At 38.7% G+C, this 24,957-nt stretch carries 21 protein-coding genes; 13 read left to right on the plus strand and 8 right to left on the minus strand.

What is annotated here, in order from left to right:
- The first annotated feature begins 3 nt into the window (after positions 1–3).
- The 5 genes from B0169_RS08925 (at position 4) to B0169_RS19370 (ending at position 3,486) form a co-directional block, all read left to right on the plus strand.
- Positions 4–576: a YajG family lipoprotein gene (locus tag B0169_RS08925; protein WP_077285628.1), complete on the plus strand. Its 573-nt coding sequence runs from the start codon at positions 4–6 to the stop codon at positions 574–576.
- Between the two features lie 34 nt (positions 577–610).
- On the plus strand, positions 611–1,192 hold the full coding sequence (locus tag B0169_RS08930) for a peptidylprolyl isomerase (protein WP_077285629.1): 582 nt from the start codon (positions 611–613) through the stop codon (positions 1,190–1,192).
- Between the two features lie 384 nt (positions 1,193–1,576).
- Positions 1,577–1,906 (plus strand): hypothetical protein, encoded by a 330-nt coding sequence (locus B0169_RS08935; RefSeq protein ID WP_077285630.1) that lies wholly within the window; start codon positions 1,577–1,579, stop codon positions 1,904–1,906.
- Between the two features lie 147 nt (positions 1,907–2,053).
- A complete protein-coding gene (locus B0169_RS08940) occupies positions 2,054–3,313 on the plus strand; it encodes an AmpG family muropeptide MFS transporter (protein WP_077285631.1) in 1,260 nt (419 codons plus the stop codon).
- Positions 3,314–3,315: 2 nt separating this feature from the next.
- Positions 3,316–3,486: a hypothetical protein gene (locus tag B0169_RS19370; RefSeq protein WP_164474800.1), complete on the plus strand. Its 171-nt coding sequence runs from the start codon at positions 3,316–3,318 to the stop codon at positions 3,484–3,486.
- Positions 3,487–3,629: 143 nt separating this feature from the next.
- On the opposite strand, the gene B0169_RS08945 is transcribed toward B0169_RS19370, so the two are convergent.
- Complete coding sequence (locus tag B0169_RS08945) at positions 3,630–4,175, minus strand: YkvA family protein (protein ID WP_077285632.1); 546 nt, start codon at positions 4,173–4,175, stop codon at positions 3,630–3,632.
- A 239-nt stretch (positions 4,176–4,414) separates the two neighbouring features.
- Between B0169_RS08945 and B0169_RS08950 the strand changes: the two genes are divergently transcribed.
- Positions 4,415–5,674 carry a DUF3667 domain-containing protein gene (locus B0169_RS08950; protein WP_077285633.1) on the plus strand — a complete coding sequence of 420 codons (1,260 nt, stop codon included), beginning with the start codon at positions 4,415–4,417 and terminating at the stop codon, positions 5,672–5,674.
- A 512-nt stretch (positions 5,675–6,186) separates the two neighbouring features.
- On the opposite strand, the gene lysS is transcribed toward B0169_RS08950, so the two are convergent.
- The 4 genes from lysS to dsbC all read right to left on the minus strand — a co-directional run bounded on the left by lysS (position 6,187) and on the right by dsbC (position 11,763).
- Positions 6,187–7,731 (minus strand): lysine--tRNA ligase, encoded by a 1,545-nt coding sequence (gene lysS, locus B0169_RS08955; RefSeq protein WP_077285634.1) that lies wholly within the window; start codon positions 7,729–7,731, stop codon positions 6,187–6,189.
- 38 nt (positions 7,732–7,769) lie between these two features.
- Positions 7,770–8,868, minus strand: a protein-coding gene (gene prfB, locus B0169_RS08960) for a peptide chain release factor 2 (protein WP_162274353.1) whose coding sequence is annotated in 2 segments (ribosomal slippage) — positions 7,770–8,792 and positions 8,794–8,868 — 1,098 coding nt in all. Because the reading frame shifts where the segments join, the coding sequence is not laid out codon by codon here.
- Between the two features lie 181 nt (positions 8,869–9,049).
- Positions 9,050–10,795 carry a single-stranded-DNA-specific exonuclease RecJ gene (gene recJ / locus B0169_RS08965; protein WP_077285635.1) on the minus strand — a complete coding sequence of 582 codons (1,746 nt, stop codon included), beginning with the start codon at positions 10,793–10,795 and terminating at the stop codon, positions 9,050–9,052.
- A gap of 179 nt (positions 10,796–10,974) precedes the next feature.
- Positions 10,975–11,763 (minus strand): bifunctional protein-disulfide isomerase/oxidoreductase DsbC, encoded by a 789-nt coding sequence (gene dsbC / locus B0169_RS08970; RefSeq protein ID WP_077285636.1) that lies wholly within the window; start codon positions 11,761–11,763, stop codon positions 10,975–10,977.
- A gap of 253 nt (positions 11,764–12,016) precedes the next feature.
- On the opposite strand from dsbC, the gene fldB reads away from it, so the two are divergent.
- The 4 genes from fldB (at position 12,017) to B0169_RS08990 (ending at position 18,262) form a co-directional block, all read left to right on the plus strand.
- Complete coding sequence (gene fldB, locus B0169_RS08975; RefSeq protein WP_077285637.1) at positions 12,017–12,541, plus strand: flavodoxin FldB; 525 nt, start codon at positions 12,017–12,019, stop codon at positions 12,539–12,541.
- A gap of 102 nt (positions 12,542–12,643) precedes the next feature.
- Positions 12,644–13,879, plus strand: a complete 1,236-nt coding sequence (srmB, locus tag B0169_RS08980) for an ATP-dependent RNA helicase SrmB (RefSeq protein WP_077285638.1) — start codon at positions 12,644–12,646, stop codon at positions 13,877–13,879.
- Between the two features lie 310 nt (positions 13,880–14,189).
- The gene (locus B0169_RS08985; RefSeq protein ID WP_077285639.1) at positions 14,190–15,296 is read left to right on the plus strand and encodes a FecR family protein; all 1,107 of its coding nucleotides are present in this window, start codon (positions 14,190–14,192) and stop codon (positions 15,294–15,296) included.
- Positions 15,297–15,490: 194 nt separating this feature from the next.
- Entirely contained in the window at positions 15,491–18,262 is a 2,772-nt protein-coding gene (locus B0169_RS08990; protein WP_235838530.1) for a TonB-dependent receptor, read from the plus strand.
- Positions 18,263–18,410: 148 nt separating this feature from the next.
- On the opposite strand, the gene yaaA is transcribed toward B0169_RS08990, so the two are convergent.
- The gene (yaaA, locus tag B0169_RS08995; RefSeq protein ID WP_077285641.1) at positions 18,411–19,184 is read right to left on the minus strand and encodes a peroxide stress protein YaaA; all 774 of its coding nucleotides are present in this window, start codon (positions 19,182–19,184) and stop codon (positions 18,411–18,413) included.
- Positions 19,185–19,537: 353 nt separating this feature from the next.
- On the opposite strand from yaaA, the gene tal reads away from it, so the two are divergent.
- From tal to B0169_RS09010, 3 genes are all read left to right on the plus strand, one after another.
- Positions 19,538–20,491, plus strand: a complete 954-nt coding sequence (gene tal / locus B0169_RS09000) for a transaldolase (RefSeq protein WP_077285642.1) — start codon at positions 19,538–19,540, stop codon at positions 20,489–20,491.
- Positions 20,492–20,665: 174 nt separating this feature from the next.
- On the plus strand, positions 20,666–20,818 hold the full coding sequence (locus B0169_RS09005; RefSeq protein WP_077285863.1) for a DUF3545 family protein: 153 nt from the start codon (positions 20,666–20,668) through the stop codon (positions 20,816–20,818).
- A 110-nt stretch (positions 20,819–20,928) separates the two neighbouring features.
- Positions 20,929–21,501 carry a DUF6942 family protein gene (locus B0169_RS09010; RefSeq protein WP_077285643.1) on the plus strand — a complete coding sequence of 191 codons (573 nt, stop codon included), beginning with the start codon at positions 20,929–20,931 and terminating at the stop codon, positions 21,499–21,501.
- A gap of 48 nt (positions 21,502–21,549) precedes the next feature.
- Here the strand turns inward: B0169_RS09010 and B0169_RS09015 are convergent, their stop codons facing one another.
- Both B0169_RS09015 and parC read right to left on the minus strand, forming a co-directional pair.
- On the minus strand, positions 21,550–22,323 hold the full coding sequence (locus B0169_RS09015) for an EAL domain-containing protein (protein WP_077285644.1): 774 nt from the start codon (positions 22,321–22,323) through the stop codon (positions 21,550–21,552).
- Positions 22,324–22,578: 255 nt separating this feature from the next.
- Positions 22,579–24,867, minus strand: a complete 2,289-nt coding sequence (parC, locus tag B0169_RS09020) for a DNA topoisomerase IV subunit A (protein WP_077285645.1) — start codon at positions 24,865–24,867, stop codon at positions 22,579–22,581.
- Between the last annotated feature and the right edge of the window lie 90 nt (positions 24,868–24,957).

Below are 24,957 nucleotides of genomic sequence, written 5' to 3' on the forward strand. Positions count from 1 at the left end.
ACGATGAAATCATCCATAATTAAGCTATTACTTTTAAGTTCTACTACACTATTTTTACTGGCTTGTAGCAGCCCAATTACACATGTCATTGTTAGCCCCGAGCTTAGTAGTGTTAAGAGTAATGTATACCAAGACAAACAGGTACAATTACGTTTTACAGACTTACGTAGCTCAAATCACATTGTACAAGTTTTACGACTTGATGAACCCGCACAGCTATACTCAGCTCAAGAGCCTATTGTTAGTATCGTCGAGAAATCACTAACTTCAGCGCTAAAAGCTAACGGTTTACAGGTAAAGCCATTAGCGGCTAATCAAGTTGAAGTCATCATTGATAACGCTTTAGTTAATGTTCAGCAGGAGCTTTTAAAATACAGTGCCAATAATCAAATGAATTTTCGTGTGGTTATCAATAATGACAGCGGTACCTTAACCAAGTCATTTAAAATCACCGGGAAAAGTAACGGCCCATTAAAAGCTGATATTGCCGTGTTAGAACGAGATTTTAATCAGCAACTGGCAAAACTATTAACACAAATAGTACAAAATCAAGAAATACAAAAGTTTATTAAATAAACAATCACTAGCGCATTTATTTTGAGATACCACAATGAAATTTTTTTCAGTTATATTATTAATACTTTCAATAACTTGTAGTGCAAAAAATTTAGCAATTGACCCTGACAACTTATTTCCACAAGTAAAACTGGAAACATCGATGGGAGTTATCATTATCGAACTTGATAGAATTCGTGCCCCGCTCACTGTTGATAACTTTCTAACTTACGTGGTCACTGGCGAATACAACAATACTATTTTCCATCGCATTGTTCCTGAGTTCATTGTGCAAGGAGGCGGTTACAGTCAAGATTTTGAACTAAAAAAAGTAAATGAAGATATTATCAACGAATCAGGCAATGGTTTAAAAAATGGAATAGGTACTATCGCAATGGCGAAAGAAAGTCGCCCTCATACAGCGAATAGACAATTCTTTTTTAACGTCGCTGACAATTCAAGCTTAGATCCTGGCCGACGCTGGGGTTACGCTGTATTTGGCAGTGTTATCGAAGGTCAAGACGTTATCGATGCCATGGCTTTAGTGAAAACAGATTATAATGCAGAGATGGGCTGGGAAGATGTACCTGTCGAACCTATTATACTGATTAAAGCCAGCTTACTACCTGCAATATAGCACCATTGCCAGGCTGTGCTGACAGTCAATTGTCAGCCTTTTTATATTTGCAGCTTAAACGCGACCATAACCCTTATCACGCGCTAACAACTAGGTGTTTAGCGCAGAGTGACCGCCCTTCTCGAAAGCGTAATTATTATAACAATATAAAATCATAAACTTACAGCCCTCACTTTTTCCTTTAGCGGTTAATAAGTTAAAAATTAATCTAGACTACTCCCTGTTATCGACCTTAGTATTACATTTTAGTTACAATTTTAATTTTGACAATTGCCCCTTTATCGCCGATAACTAAACGAAGTAAATAACATAACTAGGCGGCTTATACGGATATTTCGACTTAGCTAAACACTTTAAACAGGACATTAGCAAACGAGGAATATCATGGCGATTGAACATTTTATTAATGAAAAGATCACGCAAATTCGAATTTATATTAATGCAGTGATTAATCATACACTCCACTACACTGAACTTGATCTATTTGTAGAACATACCATGTCAGAATGGACCTTACTTAATGTCAGTGATGAAACCCCAAGTAGTGCCAGAGAGCGGGTATTTTGGCATATTATGCATGAGTTGAGCTTACATAGTTCAAAGAAATTTGACAGTGATTTGTACTTCAAAAGTGAAATATCGACTTGTTTGGAGTTTTTCGCTGGTATTGGTAGCTACCCTATTGATTGTGTAGGTTGGCGACCACTGCCGTAAAATGTTCAGGCACATCAGATCAATATTGGCATAATACACATGGCAGCGGCTAATTAGTTTACACTAAGAAAATATTAAACTTCTGTTTACTAATACATTTTGATAGCCTAACAACATTATCTTCTCGTATTCATTAGGCTTTAAGCAATGCCATCTCCAACCTTTAAGCAAGCGATATTTAATCGCCGCATGCTAATTTGTATTTTTACCGGTTTTAGTTCTGGGCTGCCTTTATTTATTCTTTATCAATTAGTGCCTGGCTGGTTGCGTTCAGAAGGCGTCAGTTTGGCTGAAATTGGCTTGTTTTCGCTGATCGGTATCCCCTATGTATGGAAATTTATCTGGTCACCACTGATGGACCGCTACTCTTTACCTGTTCTGGGTCGTCGGCGGAGCTGGATGTTACTCACGCAAGTACTATTACTATTCTCAATCACGGCATTTGGTTTTGTTGACCCAGTAATGAATATTTGGAGTGTTGCTTACTTAGCCGCTGCAGTAGCATTTTTTAGTGCCAGCCAAGATATTGTTCTTGATGCTTATCGCCGTGAGTTATTGCCTGAACATGAACTGGGCTTGGGTAACTCTATTCATGTGCAAGCGTATCGACTTTCAGGTTTAGTTCCTGGCTCTTTAGCTTTTATTCTAGCTGATCATATTAGCTGGCAATCCGTGTTTCTTATTGTTGCTAGCTTTATGCTAATAGGTATTTTCTTAAGCCTGTCGATCAAAGAGCTGAACAATGCACCACAAGCGCCAAAAACGCTGCAAGACGCAATAGTTTCGCCATTTAAGGACTTTATCAACAGAAAAGGCACCAAAGCCGGGCTACAAATACTCGCATTTTTATTTCTTTATAAACTCGGCGATAGCATGGCTACAGCTTTGCAAACGCCATTTTTTATTGACCTTGGGTTTACTAAAACTGAAATAGGGGTGGTCGCTAAAACGGCTTCACTGATTGCGATGACTATAGGTTTAGCTATTGGTGGTATAGTCATGATTAAGCTAAGTATTAATCGCGCTTTATGGCTATTTGGCGTTGTGCAAATAATCAGTATATTAGGCTTTGCTGCCCTAGCGGAAATTGGCCATAACACCTATGCTTTAGCCATGGCAATGGGCTTTGAATACTTAGGTGTTGGGCTAGGAACAGCAGCATTCACCGCTTTTATTGCTAGAACAACTAACCCCGCTTTTGCCGCAACGCAATTTGCACTGTTTACCGCACTAACTGCATTGCCTCGAACTTTTGCTAACGCAACTACCGGTGTGATTGTCGAGCAAGTAGGTTGGACTAATTTTTATTTTTTATGCACGGTATTAGCGATACCAGGTATGCTAATGTTATTTAAGGTTGCACCTTGGCGAGAACCCGCCAAACAAATACCGCAGGAGACAACATAAATATGATCCGACTATTTTTTCTCGTACCTATCATCATGTGCATTATTTGGTATTGGTATTTAAAAAGTAACGACTATAGCATCAAGCAAGGTTTAAAAGGCTTTGGTTATATCTTTGCCTTTAATGGTACTATTATCGCGTTTTTTGTTGTTATGCTTTTCCTGACAAACTAACAAATATTGTAATCTAGTATGCCTTTCTGTGGTGTTTTTTCTGAAAAATTTTGTCCGTTTATATTGTGTCAAAAATAAAAAAAGCCGCTTGTGCGGCTTTTTTTAAATATTTAACATCGCTCAGGCGAACTGAACACCCAGCGCTAAAAAATTGAACGAAAACCTGAACGGCTACGACGGCTAGTACGACGATTTCTCATTCGGCTATGCAGTTCTCTTCGTTTCGCATCTAACCAATCATCACGAGTCACAGTAGCATCACCGTTACGGGCTTCTTCACGTGTGCGGTAGCTACAAAATTCGATAAAAGCTTCAATATCATCTTTCAGTTCTTCAGCAACTAGCTCAATCATGATCGCATCATCTAAAAAGCCTAACACCGGTATATGATCAGGAACGAGATCTTCTGGGTCACTAAAGTATGCTAACGCACTTAGCACATCGGCGCGCTCTTCTTCTGGTATTTTCCACTCAGAATCTTCAATCATTGCCACTAAAGTTTCTAATTTATGAATTCTTTCACTTACAAATGCCGGTACATCACCTTTAACATCTGCACTCAAACTTTTTGCATTGGCTAAAATTTCTGTTTCAGCTAAGTTTTTAGCGCCTGACTTTGACTGTCTCATCACATTACGAAAATGCTCTAAATCTGACTCTTTCAACTCGAAGGTAACTTCAAATGCCATTATAATTCTCCTGCTATTTGGCTTGCTTTGATCGGTAACCCCCTAAATTTAACAGAACATTATCAATACAGCACTAAAGATATAGCAAATAATAACGATTAATTGTAAATAAAAGCTATTTTCATTCAAATATTTCATCATTACTGCTACTTATCACATGCAAGACTTCAAAATCACATTTGCGCTCAAAAAAATCAATGTTACTATGCTAAGTATCTGTTTTACTTACTGCAAATATTATGTCTGACAATAACAATCACAACAACGTTGCTTTATTGATAAACGATGATAAAACCGACGGTGTTATATGTGAAAATTGCCACGCAAAAGTAACGGGCTCTTTCTGTAGTCAATGTGGCCAATCAATTGAATCAACATTAAGGTATTTTTGGAGTGTAATACTACATTTACTCGATGATATTTTTAGTTTTGATTCCCGCGCTAGCAGAACAATTTTCCCCCTGATGTTCAAGCCCGGCTTTTTAACCAATGAGTATTTTGCCGGCAGGCGGGTACATTATGTCCCACCGCTACGTTTGTATTTATTTATCAGTATTATTTTCTTTCTCGCGCTGAGCTACTTAGCCAGTGATAACATTTTTACAGGAAAGGACAATATTGAATCTAATCAAAAGATCACTAAGTATTTACAACAACTTGAAGAGAAGAAATCCACTGCACTTATCGATAATGAAAAGTCAGTCATAGAAAATATCGAGCAAGAGATCGTAAAATATCAGACTTATCAAGAAGCGTTAAACAACAAAAGTAATATGCCTGCAGCAGATGTCACTGATACCATTGTTTTGCTAGAGTTTAAAAAAATACGTAATAAAGGTGAACTCTCTGTCGATGATACTGAAAAATTAGCCAATGCTATTGAGCGATTAAAATTGCTAAATGTAACTGAGTTACCAGAAAAACCTAAGAAGAAAGATAAAAAAATAACATTTTCCAATAATGCGGATGGTACATTCACGTTTGATTTTCTTTCAAAAGCCAATAATATCAAACTGAATGAGTTCACCGAGGAATTAGAGAGAAAGGCTGAAAAGGCATTTTCATCAGATCCAACACCACTGTATAAAGAATCGATTAGTAAACTGCCGCAACTTATGTTTATCGTATTGCCAATATTTGCGGCATTGTTAAAAATTATGTATATGTTTTCAAATCGATTATATATGGAGCATTTAACGGTTGCCTTGCATAGTCATAGCTTTATTTTCTTGACTATTTTTTTAGTAGAGGTAACTGATTGGCTATATGACAAGCTAGATGAAAGCAGTACCTTACTGCGCTCTATTATGGAGTACAGTAGTTATGTCGCATTAATTTGGCTACCTATCTATCTAATAATCATGCAGAAACGAGTTTATAAACAAGGTAAGTTTTTAACCTTCATTAAATACAATGTTATCGCTATTCTTTATATTATATTATTGAGCTTCACGGCCTTTATTGCCTTTATTTGGGGCTTGACAGATACGCAGCTATAGCGCTTATTAATAACAATTCTAATGATGATACAAGTTAAAACTTGACTAAATATATATGATCTTTAATTCAAGTTTTTTGCGTTATAACTTTGCTAAGCAAGTTCATAACCAACCTGATTAATGTCATTCATTATAGCAACTTGATTAATTAAGTTATTTAACCTGAAGGCGAACATCATTAATAGACACCATCAATGCTTCATTTTATGCCATTTCCAAGGCAAAACGTTTATCAATAGCATGCTATTTATCGACGTTTTAACTCAGATAATGCCTTAAAAGGGAGGATTAGCAAGTGCTGCTTATCCAGAGCTCAGGTAATTTAGTTTTTCATGAGGAAAAATGGATAGTTACAAGGCATAAAGTTTGGTCAGTAGTTACGCTACTTATAAATTTGATCCCCCCCCATTATTCAAATTAGCTATTAAAAATGAGCAGGTAATTAATCAACTTGGCATCAGCCATAAAAAAAGCGCTAGTGTTACCACTAGCGCTTTTGCGGTTTTGTTAGCTTAACCTTCAGCTAATGGACGCATGTGCGGGAATAAAATTACATCTTTAATGGTAGGAGAGTCAGTGAATAGCATCACTAATCTATCGATACCAATACCTTCACCTGCCGTTGGCGGTAAACCATATTCAAGTGCTTGAATGTAATCAGCATCATAGTGCATGGCTTCATCATCGCCAGCATCTTTACCTGCTACTTGATTTTGGAAACGCGCGGCTTGGTCTTCAGCATCATTAAGCTCTGAGAAACCATTGGCTAATTCACGGCCACCAACGAAAAATTCAAAGCGATCCGTAATAAACGGGTTGTCGTCGTTACGACGTGCTAATGGCGAAACTTCCCAAGGGTACTCGGTGATGAATGTTGGTTGATCAAGCATATGCTCGGCAACTTCTTCAAAAATTTCACAAATATACTTACCCGCACCCCAAACTTTAGATGCGTCTGTTTCTTTAACACCAACAGCTTTTGCCATTGCTTTCAACGCGTCAAGATTTTCTTCAGGGTTACGCAACACGTTCTCGTCAAGATCTTTACCGTATTTTAAAATAGCATCAACCATAGATAAACGTGCAAATGGCTGACCAAAGTCATAAAACTTTTCTTGTGTTACTTCACCTTCAGCATTTTTCACGGTATTACGAATAATAGCTGAACCCATTACGTCTTCAGCTAACGTACGTAACATGTCTTCTGTCAGGTTCATCAAGTCATGATAATCAGCGTAAGCTTGGTAGAATTCAATCATAGTGAACTCTGGGTTATGACGTGTTGATAAGCCTTCATTACGGAAGTTACGGTTGATTTCAAATACTTTCTCAAAACCACCAACAACTAAACGCTTTAAATAAAGCTCAGGCGCAATACGCATATACATTTGAATGTCTAAAGCATTATGAAAAGTTTCAAAAGGTTTTGCTGTGGCACCGCCTGGAATCGTTTGTAACATCGGTGTTTCAACTTCCATGAAATCACGGTCAGTTAAAAATTTACGAATACCATCAACTATTTTTGAACGAATTTTAAAGGTATTACGCGTATCTTCATTGATAATTAAGTCAACATAGCGTTGACGATATTTTGTTTCAACATCAGATAAACCATGGAACTTTTCTGGTAATGGACGCAGCGATTTAGTTAATAGCTCATATTTATCCATGTTGACATATAAGTCACCTTTACCAGACATGTGCATTGTACCGGTAACGCCAACAATATCGCCAATGTCCAATGTACCCCAACGCTCTTTAATGTCTTTTTGCACAGTTTTATGTGCATAAGCCTGAATGCGCCCAGTCATATCTTGTAATACTAAGAATGGACCACGTTTTGCCATAACACGACCAGCAATGCTGTATTCTGCAGTTTCAGCTTCAAGCGTTTCTTTATCTTTTTCACCGTGTTCAGCTTGTAAATCAGCAGCATAGTGTTTTCGATCAAACTTGTTAGGGTGGCCATTAGCCGGACAGTTTTCTCGAATTTTTACTAATTTGCCACGACGTTCGGCAATCAACTTGTTTTCGTCTTGGTTTGCTTGATCAGTCATTTTATTTCTCGTGTTTTAACGTAATATCATTAAGGTATTTATAAGCCAGATTTTAAGCTAGCTTCTAAAAATTTATTTAAATCGCCATCTAATACCGCTTGAGTATTGCGGTTTTCTACGCCTGTGCGTAAATCTTTAATCCGGCTATCATCTAATACATAAGAGCGAATTTGGCTACCCCAGCCAATATCTGACTTGCCATCTTCTAATTCTTGCTTGCCTTCATTTTGCTTTTGCATTTCCATTTCATACAATTTAGCTTTTAGCAATTTCATCGCGGTTGCGCGGTTTTTATGCTGTGAACGATCAGCCTGACATGCCACTACAGCGCCGGTTGGTTCATGGGTAATACGAATAGCAGAGTCAGTTTTGTTAACATGCTGACCACCAGCACCAGAGGCACGAAAAGTATCTATACGTAGATCAGCAGGATTAATATCAATTTCTATATTGTCGTCTATTTCAGGGTAAATAAAAGCCGAAGCAAACGAAGTATGGCGACGCCCACTTGAATCAAATGGAGATTTACGCACTAAGCGATGAACGCCAGTTTCAGTGCGTAACCAACCAAAGGCGTATTCACCGGTATATTTAATGGTACAGCCTTTGATGCCAGCAACATCACCACCGGTGACTTCAATGGCTTCAGTTTTATAGCCGTTTGCTTCACCCCAACGTAAATACATGCGCATTAACATTTCGGCCCAATCTTGTGCTTCAGTACCACCTGAGCCAGATTGAATATCTAAGTAACAGTTATTCGCATCCTGTTCACCAGAAAACATCCGACGAAACTCTAATTTTTCCAGGCTAGCTTCTAATGCTTTTGTCTCTTCTTCAGCATCATTAAAGGTTTCTTCATCATCAGCTTCAACCGCTAATTCAACTAAACCTTCAATATCTTCACAACCTGAGTCCATTTCATCAATGGTTTCAACAACCGCTTCTAATGCTGCTCGCTCTCGGCCTAAAGCTTGCGCCCGCTCAGGATCATTCCAAACATCAGCAGACTCTAACTCACGAACAACTTCAACCAAACGCTCTGACTTTTGGTCGTAGTCAAAGATACCCCCGGAGCATATCGGTACGTTCGCGGATTTCTTTAATTTTATTAAGTACTGGATTAACTTCTAACATATGATTTTGGTGACCAAGTCACAGCTAAAGACCTAAGGGTAAAATAGTCGCGCATTGTAGCCTAATTATGCAATGAAATAAATGCTTGCTTGACTGATCAAATCGCCTTTTTACGATATTTTTTGAGCTAAAAAACATAAATATTATTAGTAGCACTAGCCATTTATGCTGGCACTAAACGCTATTCTAATTGTTCGACCATTAATTGCACCGACTGCTTACCACGAAACTCATTGATATCAAGACGATAAGCAAGCTTAACTTGCTTAGCTTGATGGTCAGGCCAACGTTTAATGTCAACATTAAAGGCAATGGCATCAAATATTTGCTGATCTTTTTCTACCACTAATTTCAAATGTTTTTCTCCAACAATACGCTGCTGTACTAACGTAAAGACATCATCAAATAATGGTTCAGGGAAGTTTTGTCCCCATGGGCCAGCATCTCGTAATACCTGAGCGAAGGTCAATGTCATATCTTGAGTCAGTAATTCACCATCTGAAGCTAAAACTCCCGTTAAAGCTTCTTGGCTTAACCATTGCTGCGCATATTTCTCAAACAGCTTAGAAAAGCTTTCAAACTGCTCTGCCGCTATCGATAAGCCAGCAGCCATAGCATGACCACCAAATTTTGTAATGATGCCTGGATGCTGGCTGTCAATATATTCCAATAAATCTCGAATATGCAAACCTGGAATAGAACGCGCTGACCCTTTTATTTCGTCATTTTGATGATCGATAATATTAGCGCTTTCGTCGCTAGCTTTAGCAAAGACGATACTCGGACGATGATATTTTTCTTTCAGTCGTCCTGCAACAATACCAATAACTCCCTGATGCCAATCCGCATGAAATAAGCTAATGCCATGAGGTAAGTTATCTTCACTAAATTGCAAGCCCGCGAGTACTTGCTCGGCTTCAATTTGCATGCCTTGTTCGATTTCTCGACGCGCTTTATTTAAGTCATCCAAATCTGCCGCCATCACTCTCGCCGTCGACAAGTCTTTCGCTAATAAACAATTGATGCCAAAAGCCATGTCGTCAAGCCGACCCGCAGCATTAATTCGTGGTCCTAGCGCGAAGCCAAAATCACTAGCAACCAGCTTTTGTTGATTTTTACCTGCTATTTCGATTAATGCTTGAATGCCTGGTCTTGTTGCTCCAGCACGAATACGCTTTAAACCTTGTTCAACTAAAATACGATTATTGGCATCTAGTGACACCACATCAGCTACCGTCCCTAATGCAACTAAATCAAGTAACTGTGCAATATTTGGTTCTTTAATATTTTCTTGTGCAAACCAGCCTTGTTCTCGTAAATACTTTCGTAACGCCAACATAAAATAAAAGGCAACACCGACCCCAGCTAATGACTTACTGGCAAAGTTACAGCCCTCTTGATTAGGATTAACGATGGCATCTGCAGGTGGTGTTGTAGCACCAGGTAAATGATGATCAGTAACCACCACCTGTAAGCCTAATGCTTTTGCTCTTTTAACCCCTGCAGTACAACTAATACCATTATCAACCGTGACTAAAACCTGCGCACCTTGCGATGCGGCAATATCAACAATTTCAGGTGTTAAACCATAGCCGTACTTAAATCGATTAGGCACTAAAAAGTGATGATTACTTGAGCCAAGCATTTGTAATGCTTCCATCATTAACGCCGTGCTAGTCGCGCCGTCAGCATCAAAATCACCAATCACCGTGATATTTTTTCGCTCTTGTAGCGCCAAGTGCAAAAGTTCACATGCTGCCGGCAAACCTTTCAGTGTTTCAACAGGGCATAAATGCGATGCTGTTAACTCAAGTTGCGCTTTATCTGTAACTCCCCGGCGGGCATATATTTGTCGAATAATAGGATGAAGCGTACTCGGCAAGTGCTCATCACTAACATGTTCGCGACGAATAATCTGTTTTTGCATGAATGACTCTTGTTAATAAATAATACGAGTAATAAGAAATTGTAGAGACAAAAATGGCAAGTTATAAACTTGCCATTTTAGATACATTATATATCCCTATAACACTCTAATCAGTCGCCTTTGTTCAAGCACGACGAAAATCACATTTAAATAGCATATAGGGATAGCTATCGCTCACTTTATAAAGCGGTTTGCAATAACATCAATAGTTTATTTGGCTCTTGATAGCCAGGTACCATCATACCATTGGCTAACATAATAGCTGGCGTACCAGTAACACCTACTTGACGACCAAAGTTAAACTCATCTTCAATAGGTTTGTCACAAATACGAGCGGCAACATTGGCACCAGTTTTTGCTTTAGTTAGCGCTTGTTGTGGATCTTCATGACACCAAATTGACCGTAGGTCTTTAAAACCTTGTGAGTAATTTCCTGTGCGGTCTTTTACACCTGCACGCGGATACGCCAAATAACGCACCGTGATACCTTTATCATTGTAATCTTCAATTTGTTCATGCATTTTACGACAATAACCGCAGGTAATATCAGTAAAAACAGTAACCACATGCTTTTCGTTTTCTGCCGGAAACACAATCATGGCATCAGAAAACTTTGCCATGCCTTCAATACGAATTAGCGCTAAGCTCGCTTCAGTTAAATTGGTAACACTGCTGCCAAGACCGTACATTTTTCCTTGTAATAAAAACTCACCGTCAGCACTCGCATAAAATAACCCCTGATCAGTGACCACTTCAATTAAACCTGCCATCGGTGATGGTTTAATACTCGCAATTGAAAGCCCTAAGGTTTTAGTAAGCTTTGCTTTTACTGCATTGAAAGCCGTAGATTGTGCTGTAGGTAACATAACACTGTTTGCTACTGTGGTGCTCGGCTCAGCATGCACGTTGACATTGTTGGTCAAACTCAAGATGCCAAGTGCAGCAGCCAATAAAAACTTCTTAGACATAAATCTATTCCATACCTGATTAAGAGAAAAGTGGGCGGAAAATTACATTCGTAACTTTAGGCAAATACAAAGACCGCTTTTAGCGGGCTAAAATTACAGTGAAAAACACATAATTGCAATAACACTCGTTTACTTTAAAAAATATTGTCCTCACAGTAATGCAGAGCTTCTTATTTATTAAAATTTTGCTAAAATCCCGCCATTAGTTCACTAACCATATAAAGTGGTTCGTACAAACCTCGGTAATTTATCAATGAACATCGCATTATTTTATGGCTCAACCACTTGTTATACCGAAATAGCGGCGGAAAAAATTCAAGCAGAGCTTGGTACTGATGTCGTCAGCTTATTTAATATTAAAGATACTCCACTTACAGAAATGGCAAATCATGAAGTATTAATATTAGGTATTTCCACATGGGATTATGGTGAAATTCAAGAAGACTGGGAATCGCACTGGCCAGAAATAGCTGACATTGACCTTGAGGGTAAAATTGTTGCGCTTTATGGTATGGGTGATCAAATTGGTTATACCGACTGGTTTCAGGACGCACTTGGTATGCTACATGAACAAGTGCTTGCTCAAGGAGGCTATGTTATTGGTTACTGGCAAAATGAAGGCTACGACTTTGCAACGTCAAAAGCATTAACAGAAGATGAACAACATTTTGTAGGCTTAGCCCTTGATGAAGACAACCAATACGATGCCAGTGAAGAACGAATTAAACTTTGGTGCCAACAAATTAGTCATGAAATTACAGATATCTTAGCCGATTAGTGAAAATATCATAATAAATAAACAAATTTGGCAAGATCTTTAGGATAAATTTGATTTTGCCATTATAATCCGGCTTTATTAATCCCCAAAGAAAATTATTACATGTTTGAACAGTTTGACCTAGATTCCGCTTTATTGGGCGGTGTTGAAAATGCAGGCTTTAAAAAGCCAACGTCGATCCAAGAATTAGTACTTCCTGTGGCCATGGCAGGTAAAGACGTATTAGCTTCAGCCCCAACAGGAACGGGAAAAACAGCGGCTTTTATCTTACCAGCTGCCCAACATTTATTAGATTACCCGCGTAAAAGTCCTGGTTTTCCACGCGTGCTAATTTTGTCACCTACACGTGAGCTTGCCATACAAACGCATGAGCAATGTGAAAAGTTAACCGCCTTGACCAGAATTAAGTCAGCAGTTATCACTGGTGGTGTTAATTACGGTAGTCATAAAGAAATACTGACCAGCAACACTGATATTTTAGTTGCAACACCTGGTCGATTAATGGAATACATTGAAACCGAGCAGTTTGATAGCCGTGAAATTGAAATCCTTATTTTGGACGAAGCTGATCGCATGCTAGATATGGGTTTTGCAGAGACCATAAATCGCATCGTTGCAGAAGCCCGCTGGCGTAAGCAAACCATGTTGTTTTCTGCAACCCTTGAAGGTGCTGCAGTGGTTCGCTTTTCTCGTGAGCTTCTCAATGAACCGGTATTCCTAGAAGCAAACCCATCTAGAAAAGAAAAAGCAAAAATTCATCAATGGATGCATTTGGCTGATAATAAAGAGCATAAATTTGCCCTATTACTCAACTTATTAAAGCAAGAAGATGTAGAGCGCGTGGTTGTATTTGCTAATAAGCGAGAAACTGTACAATACCTCTCTGGTAAGCTTTATGCTGACGAGGTTCCTTGTGTTTGGCTTGAAGGTAAAATGCAGCAAGATAAACGCAACACTTCTGTAGAGCGTTTACGTAACGGAACAGTGAATGTATTAGTTGCTACCGATGTAGCCGCACGTGGACTTGATATTGATGATATAACTCATGTCATAAACTTTGATATGCCACGAACCGCCGATATTTATTTACACCGCATTGGACGCACGGGTAGAGCTGGCAATAAAGGCACGGCTATATCATTAGTTGAAGCCCATGATATGGCCGTTATTGGTAAAATTGAACGTTATATAAAAGAGCGCCTGCCACGTCGAGTCATTGAAGCCTTAAGACCACAAAACAAAGAAGCTCGTGTTGCGGTTAAAAAAGCCAAAGTTAAAAGAACTGTGGCACAGAAAAAAGCTAAAGCAAAAAAACAAGCAAAGCGTAATAAAAAATAACCAACTTTTCGCTTTCAAATTAACCTAAACTTTGACGAACAACTCAAGGTTTAGGTTTTTTTATTGCTATGCTCATAATATTTTTTATTAGTCACACGTCCTACCTAAAAGCTGTCGCTATTTTTAAGTACACCTTACCCATATCAAAGCCACTAACAGCCAATGCGGTGTACAAGTTTATTGCCAAGTTAAAGGCTAACTTTCACTTTTTTCAAAATTTACATAGCACCAACATATAATTTCGTTTACATTGTATTATCTTCAAAATGTTACAGTATGTAATCTAAAACCATCCTAAGATAAGTAGTAGATGATAACCGAGACGTTAAACGATAAAAAATCGGTCCAAGAGCAAGCTAATCTCTGGATAACACGCCTTGATAAAGGACTATCTCGAGCGGAAAAGCAGCAATTAATTGCATGGATAAATCAAGATGAGTCTCATTATGCTGCATTAAAAAAAATTTCTTCTTTATGGAGTGATCTCGCCACTAGACATGAGCTTAGTGGTTTGTTTTCACATAAAGAAAAAACAAAATCTCAAAATGATTACCTAATGAAAGGCTTACTAGCCTCAGGTTTAGTGTGTATTGCATTATTAACAGCAAGCCTTTTTAGCGACGTTAATAAAATATGGTCAAATACACAGCACTATGTCAATCCAGCCTATGCTTACCAAAAATATACTAGCCAATATGGTGAACAAAAACAGGTAACTTTAGACGATGGCAGTATCGTTGAGCTTAATACTAATACCATTATAGAAGTGGCTTATAGCAAGCTTCAACGTAAAATCACCTTGATACGTGGCGAAGCTAAGTTTGATGTTGCCAAAGATAAGCATCGCCCTTTCACCGTTGTATCTGGGCATAACTCTTTTACTGCGCTCGGCACAGTTTTCAACGTCCAACGTGATAATATTAGCTCTGCTGAATTACTGGTTAAAGAAGGCCGGGTATTAATTGCCAAAGCTAACGCTCCTGTTGATAAACTCCTTAAAGCGATAAATACCCCAACAGCACCTGCCACCGCTATATTAAACGCTAGCCTGGCAAATCAAAACCATGATAATAATATTATTTCTGCTGGTGAAAAAGTCGCCATAGCCAATGATATTGCCTCGCCAACACAATTATTATCGGCTCAAGAAGTTAAACAAGAGTTGGCATGGCAACAAGGTATACTGATTTTTGATGGTGAGCCACTTAATCAGGTTTTAAAGGAAGTGCAACGCTATAACACCATAAAATTCATGCCAGTAGATAGTGATTTAGCACAATTACGGGTGTCGGGTTACTTTAAAACCAATGATCTCAATGCACTCTTGCAATCTCTTCATTACAACTTTGCCATTGATGCTAAAGAAGTAACAACGAATACCTATGCACTTTCTAGCAACTCAAATAAAAATCAATAAGTAATAACAAAGCTTGTGATGAACCGAGTGGCTTTTAAATAAAATAGGTCGTTAACAAGTAATCGAGTTAATGCTTTAACGGAATTTGGCTATTGATGGATAATACTTTTCACTTTGTAGGATTAAATAGCATAGCGCGGCTATTATCACGACTTTATAAGCAAAGAATATCGAGCCTATTGCTACTGTACTTTATGTCGTGCTTTAGCAAAGCTGAACAACTCATTTATTTCGATATAAAAGATCAAAATGCTAACCAAGCACTGATCAACTTTGCTCAGCAAAGCCAACAAACATTACTATTCTCATTTGAGCTAACAGCTAAAGCCAAAAGTAATCCCATCAAAGGTTATTACAGCACTGACTTTGCGCTGAGAAAATTGCTAAGAAACTCTGGGCTTACTTTTAGCAAAAACCAAGATAACATAATTGCAATTAATGCTAATGCCTCACAAACTGAGCAAATCAGTACCATCGCAACAAATCATAATAACAGCGCGCCAACAGCAGAGCTTAATATTGAAAAAATAGCGATTGTTGGTAGTCGTACTGCTCGTCGTTCTATCATCGACTTACCCGTCCCCGTTGATATTTTATCTGTACAACAATTAAAGCAATCTGGGCAGACTGATGTTGGCAATATGTTGCAAGCCGTAGCTCCTTCTTTTAATTTTTCAAAATCTGCTATTAGTGATGGCAGCGATGTTTTACAACCCGCGACCTTGCGAGGATTAGGTCCAGATCAAACCTTAGTATTAATCAATGGTAAACGTCGTCATCAAGCCAGCCTCATTCATATCAACAACTCTGTTGGTCGGGGCACAGCAGGTACCGATTTAAATGCTATTCCTCTCGCCGCAATTAAGCGCATAGAAATACTACGTGACGGCGCTGCAGCACAATATGGCTCTGATGCCATAGCAGGTGTCATTAACTTAGTCTTAAAGGATGACACGGCACAAGATTACGTAGAAGTATCATACGGGCAGTACAGCCAGGGTGATGGCGCTAGCAAACAACTGGAGTTTAATAAAACCTTTAGCTTGTTTGAACAAGGCTTTATTAACACTTCGTTAAGCATCAGTAATATGCAGGCGACTAATCGTGCAGGCCAAGATGGTGCCTGTATTTATAAAGACTGCATTAGCCTTACGCCTGAAAAATATTTAACCACAAATAACAGTGAGATTAGCGCCAATCGCCAAACATTTGAAGTTGGTAACCCTAAATATCAACAACAAGCTATAGTGCTCAATGCCGGTTATCCACTTGCTTTAGGTGAACTTTATGGTTTTGCTAGTTACTCTAAAAGAGATAATACCTCTGCTGCTTTTTTTCGTACCGCTAGAGACAATAATACCAACCCACAGCTACAAGATGGCCAAGCAACAATCAACAATGGCTACTTGCCTAAAATAGCCACTAGTATCAAAGATGCGTCGATCAATTTAGGCTATGCTTTCGACCTAGATAATGGCGCGTCAATTGATGCATCATATACTCACGGCAAAAACTCACTTCGCTATTGGACAGAAAACTCGATTAACGCTTCTTTTGCTAACTTCCTACGTTACCACGAAGCACAAACCGCCGATGAAATTCGTCATACAATTCCACGCACTGCTCACGCGTATGATTTGTCATTATCTTTGCAAACTTTAAATTTAGACATAATGCAAGATCTTGACTGGGCAACCTTAGCTGTAGGGCTTGAGTTTAGACGCGATCATTACCAAGTTGAAGCGGGTGAAAAATACAGCTACTTTGATTACAACACCCTAGACAACCAAGCCCAATACAACCACGATGCTATCGCTGGCATTCAAGGTTTCCCCGGTATTTCACCTGATGGCGCTGTAGATGAACAACGCTATGTTCGCTCATTTTATCTGGAATTAGAGCAGCAGCTCACTTCTGATATATCACTCAACAGTGCCTTGAGATTTGATGACTACGATGGCTTTGGTGCCTCAACCAACCTAAAACTAGCGGCATACTGGCAAAGCAATAGCTGGTTAACTTATCGAGCTGCCTTTAATACCGGCTTTAGAGCACCATCTATGCAACAACTATACTTTAACAACACTAGCACCCAATTTTTAGTGAATGATGATGGTCAATTACTCGGACAAAAAGTGGCTACTTTTAGAAATGACAGTAGCTTAGCTAGCAGCATAGGTATCCCTGAGTTAACCGAAGAAAGCTCAGAAAATTTCAGTTTTGGTGCTGTTGCAAGCTTTAATAATGGTCTTACTGTCACTTTTGATTATTACCACATCAGCATTACCGACAGAATAGTTTTGAGCAGTAGCCTTTGCTCTGGAGAAAATACGGTATTAAACCAAGCCTTAATGGCTGAAAATGTTGATAAAGCACAGGTATTTTTAAATGGTGTCGATAGCAAAACACAAGGCATCGACCTGATTGCTACTTGGCAATATCCCATTTCACAAGGTGTATTTGACTTCACCTTAGCCGCGAACTTCACTGATACTAAGGTAAGCCAGTTATTTACCCCAAAAGGCAGTGCGCTAAATAACTTACCAGTAGAGCAGGTGTTTTCTCAACATGACATCGCAATTATTGAAAGTTGGCAGCCAAAAAATCGTATTAATTTCACCGTAAATTATCAACATGAAGATTGGTTTTTTAATGTTATTTTAAATCGTTTTGGACAATATAGTGTAATTGATGGCGAGGAACAAACATACTCAGCCAAGCTGTTAACCGATGTGCGAGCCGAATATCAGATTAATGACAGTACACACATCTATTTAGGGAGTAATAACCTGTTTGATGTCTATCCTGATAAAAATACAATTGGTAACTCAAGACAAGGCCATATCATTGATGGTGCGGGTAATACCGTTGTTGAAAGTGATGGCGTATTTGAATATTCTCGCAGATCAGCACCTTTTGGCTACAATGGTGCCTATTTTTACGCAGGCATTAGCATAGATTTTTAACTGATAACGATTAGTCACCATTAATCTGCTTTTAGCGCTAAGTAAGCTAAAGATACTCAGTCAGTACCAGAGATAATAAGCCCGCAAGTTTGCAACAGTTAGCCGGTGAGCACTGAAACAAACTTGCCTTAATTTGGAAGAAAACTACTTAGGCTTCTTTACGGGTAAACACCCAGTCATTACCTTTACTTAATTCAGCAGAATATTGATAGCCCGCAACATCAAACGCTTTTAACTTTTCTACATCACTGATTTGGTTTTCAATAATATAGCGCGCCATTAAACCTCGCGCTTTTTTCGCATAAAAGCTGATCATTTTAAATTGACCATTTTTCCAGTCTTTAAATGCCGGTGTTATTATTTCAGCTTTTAGTACTTTTTTGTTCACTGATTTAAAGTATTCGTTAGAGGCTAAGTTAATCAATATATTATCCCCCTGAGCGGCAAGTGCATCGTTTAGGTGTTCAGTGATAATATCCCCCCAAAATTGATACAAGTTACTGCCACGTTCATTATCGAGTTTTTTGCCCATCTCAAGTCGATAAGCTTGCATCAAATCTAGCGGCCTTAATAAACCATATAAGCCTGATAATATTCGCATATGTTGCTGAGCAAAGGCAAAGTCATCATCATTAAAAGAGTTAGCATCTAAACCCGCGTATACATCACCATTAAAAGCCAGTATCGCTTGTCTAGCATTTTCAGGTGTAAAAGGTGTTGCCCATTCGCCAAAACGCGCCGCATTTAATCCCGCTAACTTATCACTGATTGACATTAATGAGCTAATATCAGCCGGGGTCAAGGTTTTGCATTTTTTGATTAAAACTTTACTGTGTTCTAACAACTCAGGTTGAGAGAATTTTTCAGTAGCAGCAGCGGACTCATAGTCAAGATTCTTCGCAGGAGAAACAACAAGCAACATGATTTATTTACTCTATTATTAAAAATTTTTGCCACTATAACATAAGAAAAAACCAATATAATAGCCATTGCATTAACTTTGTCTGTTGCGGTATCTAAGCATGAAAAACTTATTAAGATTACCTAAGTGATGAAATTCGCCGACGCATTGAACAATGTTGGATACGATAGCCTTTTTATCTAAGTTATTTCATTATCGCCCTTGCTAATTTATGAAAATTTGATACAAATATAGGTGAATAAGACAGATACCTAGCAATCTCAATCTATGTTGCTCGAAAAACGTTGTAATACTTCACTAAAAATTAACTAATACATTCATCTGATTCCATTATTAATATCAAGGGACATATTATGACCGATCAACTTTCTCAATTAAAAGCAATGACAACCGTTGTTGCAGATACGGGTGACATTGAAGCTATTGCTAAGTTTCAACCACAAGATGCGACAACCAACCCGTCTTTATTATTAAAAGCAGCGGCTTTACCTAACTATCAAGCATTATTAAGTACAGCTGTTGAATGGGCTAAAACGCAATCTAACGATGCGACACAACAAGTCATTGATGCCGCAGATAAACTTTCAGTGTTAATTGGTTTAGAAATTTTAAAAATAGTCCCTGGCAGAATTTCAACTGAAGTTGATGCTCGCTTATCCTTTGATACGCAGGCTTCAATTGCCAAGGCACATAAACTAATCGCCATGTATAACGAAGCTGGTATTAGTAATGATCGCATATTGATCAAGATAGCCTCCACATGGGAAGGTATAAAAGCAGCTGAGCAACTCGAACGCGAAGGCATTAACTGTAATTTAACTTTATTATTTAACTTTGCCCAAGCTCAAGCCTGTGCTGAGGCAAGTATTTACCTGATCTCACCTTTTGTCGGCCGTATTCTAGATTGGTACAAAAAAGATACCGGCCGTACGGAATACTTAGCAAGTGAAGACCCAGGTGTAGTCTCGGTAACAAGCATCTATAACTATTACAAAGCTAAAGGCTACAAAACTGTCGTAATGGGTGCCAGTTTCCGAAATATCGACGAAATACTTGAATTAGCCGGTTGTGACCGATTAACCATCAGCCCTAATTTAATGGACGAATTAGCAAACAAAACCGCCAGCGTTGAACAAAAGCTGTTCAGTGAACAAGCGCCACTTGCTAGTGAAACCCCACTAAGTGAGGCCGAGTTTAGATGGCAGATGAATCAAGATGCGATGGCGACAGAAAAGCTTGCCGAAGGCATTAGAAACTTCGCTATAGATCAGGTAAAACTTGAGCAACAATTAACAGCTTTGCTTTAAGTTATGCTTAGCAAATATAACGTTAACAATTTAGCACGCGCCATTTAAAACAGTGTAAACCATGAATTTGTAACTAAAGTGCCAAAAAGTGTTTCTTTTCTACACGAAACTGTGTTATTAAAAAGCTGCAGTTGTAGAAAAAAGGAGCATACCATGGCAAAATTTCAACAAGTAATGGACTCTTTAGGAACACAACCTAAATCAAGTTCAAGTAATAATAAAAAAAGAAAATGGCGTGAAATTGAACAACTGAAAGAAAAATTCCAACTGGAGAAAGAATTAAAAGCTTTTGATTATTCTTTGGAATGCATGTTGGAAGAGTTTTAAATTAACGTTAAGTTAATAAATTATTAAAACTGACTAAAAACCCGGAGATTGCCGGGTTTTTTATTGGCTTTTTATTGGCTTTGTATTGGCTTTATAGTGGAAAGAATAAAATGAATCATGTAGTAATAGGTTTAGGTGATAGTAACGCCGAAATCATTTTCTATATCAAAAACCGCCCACCACTTGCCTGCTATCAAAACTTAACCAATGTTCAGCCTATGGTCAGTAATGAAATTGCACATATTTGCCATGAAACCGGTAACCATTGGCGAAAAATATTTAATGTTTACGCTAAGCTATTATTTGAGTTAGCCCCAGAAGAGTTTTCTACCTGGCAGCAACTGAGGGATAACAGACTACTGCAAGCTGATAGCCAGCATTGCTTACTTTTTTCAGCCCCCGACATTAGCCCACAGCTAAGCTCTGATACAAGCTCAGATATAAGCTCAGATATAAGCTCAGAGGTTAGCTCAGTAGCTAACAAGAAGAGAAAGTTGCATATTATATTAGCTAAAGGCTACAGCGAACAATTAGGTATAAGTAATCGCTGTACTTGGCTCAGTCAAGACTTTGCCATTAATGCTGAATTAGGCATTATTATTTGCCCATATTTCGATTATCGACAATTATCAAATAAAAAAATCACTCAACTTAGCGGCCTTATCAGTCAACTTGTAAAGTAACGAAGTTATTCAAGGTTAAATGGCTAAATCGAGATATTGAGCGCTACTTTAAGGCACTTGTCTTTGCAATAACACTGGCGCCATTAAGTGCTCAGGGTATTGTCGGATCGGCTGGTAAGCAGGTTTCGCCAAATAAAACCCTTGAGCATAGACCATACCTAAGGTCTGCAAGTAATCGAATTCTTGCTGACATTCTATACCTTCTACCACAACCTCTGCTTCAGCTGCACTTGCTAAGTCAAATATTGCTTTTAAAAATTTTTGTTTAAAATTATCTCGATAACAATTTTCGACAAAATAGCGATCAACTTTGACAATATTAGGCAGCAGCTGGCTCCATAATTTAAGCCCTGAATAACCAGCACCTAAATCATCAATAGCTACATTGAAGCCAAATTGTCGATAACGAGCTAAAGCATCACGCAAGGTATGATTATTAGGAAAGGGATACTTTTCGCTTAATTCAATAACTATTTTCTGACAATTTAACCCCGCCTGCTCAACAAACTTAATTGTTTCGCCTTGCGGGTGATTGTTATTAAGCAGCACAAGAGGACTAATATTAAGAAATAGCTTGCCAGTTAATTTCAGCTCAGCAAAACGCTTTATTGCTTTATCGCGACACAGTATTTCTAGCTCAGAAAGCAAGCCCATCTGCATAGCATGCTGAAACAACATGTCAGGAGAGTGCAGTTCACTACCTTCTGGGCCTCGTGTCAGTGCTTCATAACCTACTATACATTGCTGTTGCGTATTAAATATTGCTTGAAATACAGTACTAACAGCTTTGGTTTTGATAATGTCATCTATATTTATGGTCACGTCGCTCTCCTAATTGGTGGTGATTCTAAAGGAGTTTTGTGACAGTTTTGTGACTAGCGGTATCTTTGTCTTATTTAAGGTTAGCAGCACTAAAAAGCCACTGTAAGGCATTAGACCATGGCGTTAGAAGCTTTGATAAGCTTTGATAACCTTAAGTGATAAGTTGGTAGCATGTCGCACTAATTGCTAATCGGGTAATCGGGTAATCTAAGGTAGGTAGAGCCTTAATAAACAAATATTAAGGCTCTATTGTGATTAGTTTTCTGGTGTTTCTGATACTACCTCTAAAGGCTGTTGCTCAATAACAATATGATCAACACGTTGCAAGCCTCTTGGCAACTTATTACCACGTCGTCCACGCTCACCTTTATAATGCTCAATATCGCTCGCCTTCAAGGTTAATTTACGCTTACCAGCATGCAAAGTTACTGCACTTTCTGGCGGTAACACTTCAAGTAAAGTTACGTACTCTTCCCGGGCTTTTGCCCTTGCCGATGGAATATTAATAATCTTGTTACCTTTACCTTTACTTAATACCGGTAAATCTTTCACAGGGAATACTAACATACGCCCCTCAGAGGTAATTGACAGCACTAACTCATTATCTAAACTACTAATAAGTTTCGGAGTCATCACCTTCGCTGCGGCAGATAAACTTAATAACGCTTTACCATTTTTATTACGACTGACCATGTCAGCGAAACTTGCAACAAACCCATATCCAGCATCACTACTGAGTAAATAACGCCTATCATCTTCAGCCATTAAGACTTTTTCAAAATTTTCTCCACTGGCTAAATTAAAACGTCCAGTCAGTGGCTCACCCTGGCTACGGGCGGTAGGTAAACTATGAGCATCGGTTGCATAGGCTCTCCCCGCAGAGTCAATAAACACGACAGGACGGTTACTTCGGCCTTTAGCCGAGCAGAGATACTCATCTCCAGACTTGTAACTTAACGCTTTTGCGTCAATATCGTGACCTTTCGCGCAACGAGCCCAACCTTTTTCAGAAACAACAACAGTAACCGCTTCACTTGGCATTAGGTCTTTTTCAGAGAGTGCTTTCGCTTCATTGCGCTCAACAAGTACAGAGCGACGGTCATCACCATATTTTTCCGCCGCTTCTAATATTTCTTTTTTCATTAACGTGTTCATACGCGCTTTAGAACTCAGTGTTTTCTCAAGGTATTCTCGTTCCTTGTTAAGTTCTTCCTGCTCAGCACGAATTTTAATTTCTTCAAGCTTAGCGAGTTGACGAAGTTTAATTTCTAATATCGATTCAGCTTGACGTTCAGACAACTCAAAACGCGACATTAACTCAGCTTTAGGATTGTCGTAACCGCGAATAATTTCAATAACTTCATCAATATTGAGATAAGCAACTAATAAACCGTCTAAAATATGCAAACGAGCTAGGACTTTATCTAGACGATACTGCAAACGACGACGAACAGTTTCACGCCTATATTCAAGCCATTCACTTAAAATGGACTTAATGTCTTTAACCGCAGGTTTATTGTCTAAACCAATCATGTTGAGATTAACACGAAAGTTTTTCTCTAAATCTGTAGTCGCAAATAAGTGTTGCATGAGCTGCTCTACATCTACACGGTTAGAGCGTGGAACAACCACTAAACGGATAGGATTTTCATGATCAGATTCATCACGTAAATCAGCTACCATAGGTAACTTTTTAGCCTGCATTTGATTGGCGATTTGCTCTAATATTTTCCCGCCTGAAGCTTGATGAGGCAATGCCGTTATCACGACTTCACCGTGCAACATTTCATAAACTGCGCGCATTTTAATGCTGCCACGCCCCGTTTGATAAATTTTCTCTATATCGGCTTTCGGGGTTATGATTTCAGCGTCAGTCGGATAATCAGGTCCCTGAATAATATTAAGTAAATCAGCTAACTCTGCTTTAGGTTGCTCAATAAGATGCACACACGCACTGGCAACTTCTCTGACATTATGCGGTGGAATATCGGTTGCCATTCCAACAGCAATACCCGTAATACCGTTAAGTAAGATATGCGGTAATCTCGCCGGTAACGTTTTGGGCTCTTTCATGGTGCCATCGAAATTAGGCGTCCAATCCACCGTACCTTGCCCTAACTCAGCTAATAAAACTTCACTAAAACGTGATAATCTTGCCTCGGTATAACGCATGGCCGCGAAAGACTTAGGGTCATCGGGAGCTCCCCAGTTACCTTGTCCGTCAACTAATGGGTAACGATATGAAAATGGTTGCGCCATTAGCACCATAGCTTCATAGCAGGCTGAGTCACCATGTGGATGAAATTTACCTAAAACATCACCAACAGTACGAGCTGATTTTTTATATTTTGCTAATGCAGATAAACCGAGCTCTGACATCGCATAGATAATACGACGTTGTACCGGTTTTAAACCATCACCAATATGGGGTAAGGCTCGATCCATAATGACATACATCGAGTAATTTAAATAAGCTTCTTCAGTGAACTGTTTTAACGGGCGTTGCTCAATACCGTCCAAACTAAAGTCGATTGCATCTGACATGAAAATATTTCCTAAAAAAGTTCGATTAATGGCGAGTTATCAAACGTAACTTTTACTATTATTGCTATGAGGTTAGCTTAGCTGATTATG

Origin of the sequence: Cognaticolwellia aestuarii, assembly GCF_002000025.1 — a bacterium.
In the GTDB taxonomy this organism is placed as follows: domain Bacteria; phylum Pseudomonadota; class Gammaproteobacteria; order Enterobacterales; family Alteromonadaceae; genus Cognaticolwellia; species Cognaticolwellia aestuarii.

Excerpts from the sequence above, each read along its gene's own strand:
- B0169_RS08925 (WP_077285628.1), top strand. The coding sequence starts at position 4 with ATGAAATCATCCATAATTAAGCTATTACTTTTAAGTTCTACTACACTA.
- B0169_RS08930 (WP_077285629.1), top strand. The coding sequence starts at position 611 with ATGAAATTTTTTTCAGTTATATTATTAATACTTTCAATAACTTGTAGT.
- B0169_RS08935 (WP_077285630.1), top strand. The coding sequence starts at position 1,577 with ATGGCGATTGAACATTTTATTAATGAAAAGATCACGCAAATTCGAATT.
- B0169_RS08940 (WP_077285631.1), top strand. The coding sequence starts at position 2,054 with ATGCCATCTCCAACCTTTAAGCAAGCGATATTTAATCGCCGCATGCTA.
- B0169_RS19370 (WP_164474800.1), top strand. The coding sequence starts at position 3,316 with ATGATCCGACTATTTTTTCTCGTACCTATCATCATGTGCATTATTTGG.
- B0169_RS08945 (WP_077285632.1), bottom strand. The coding sequence starts at position 4,175 with ATGGCATTTGAAGTTACCTTCGAGTTGAAAGAGTCAGATTTAGAGCAT.
- B0169_RS08950 (WP_077285633.1), top strand. The coding sequence starts at position 4,415 with ATGTCTGACAATAACAATCACAACAACGTTGCTTTATTGATAAACGAT.
- lysS (WP_077285634.1), bottom strand. The coding sequence starts at position 7,731 with ATGACTGATCAAGCAAACCAAGACGAAAACAAGTTGATTGCCGAACGT.
- recJ (WP_077285635.1), bottom strand. The coding sequence starts at position 10,795 with ATGCAAAAACAGATTATTCGTCGCGAACATGTTAGTGATGAGCACTTG.
- dsbC (WP_077285636.1), bottom strand. The coding sequence starts at position 11,763 with ATGTCTAAGAAGTTTTTATTGGCTGCTGCACTTGGCATCTTGAGTTTG.
- fldB (WP_077285637.1), top strand. The coding sequence starts at position 12,017 with ATGAACATCGCATTATTTTATGGCTCAACCACTTGTTATACCGAAATA.
- srmB (WP_077285638.1), top strand. The coding sequence starts at position 12,644 with ATGTTTGAACAGTTTGACCTAGATTCCGCTTTATTGGGCGGTGTTGAA.
- B0169_RS08985 (WP_077285639.1), top strand. The coding sequence starts at position 14,190 with ATGATAACCGAGACGTTAAACGATAAAAAATCGGTCCAAGAGCAAGCT.
- B0169_RS08990 (WP_235838530.1), top strand. The coding sequence starts at position 15,491 with ATGTCGTGCTTTAGCAAAGCTGAACAACTCATTTATTTCGATATAAAA.
- yaaA (WP_077285641.1), bottom strand. The coding sequence starts at position 19,184 with ATGTTGCTTGTTGTTTCTCCTGCGAAGAATCTTGACTATGAGTCCGCT.
- tal (WP_077285642.1), top strand. The coding sequence starts at position 19,538 with ATGACCGATCAACTTTCTCAATTAAAAGCAATGACAACCGTTGTTGCA.
- B0169_RS09005 (WP_077285863.1), top strand. The coding sequence starts at position 20,666 with ATGGACTCTTTAGGAACACAACCTAAATCAAGTTCAAGTAATAATAAA.
- B0169_RS09010 (WP_077285643.1), top strand. The coding sequence starts at position 20,929 with ATGAATCATGTAGTAATAGGTTTAGGTGATAGTAACGCCGAAATCATT.
- parC (WP_077285645.1), bottom strand. The coding sequence starts at position 24,867 with ATGTCAGATGCAATCGACTTTAGTTTGGACGGTATTGAGCAACGCCCG.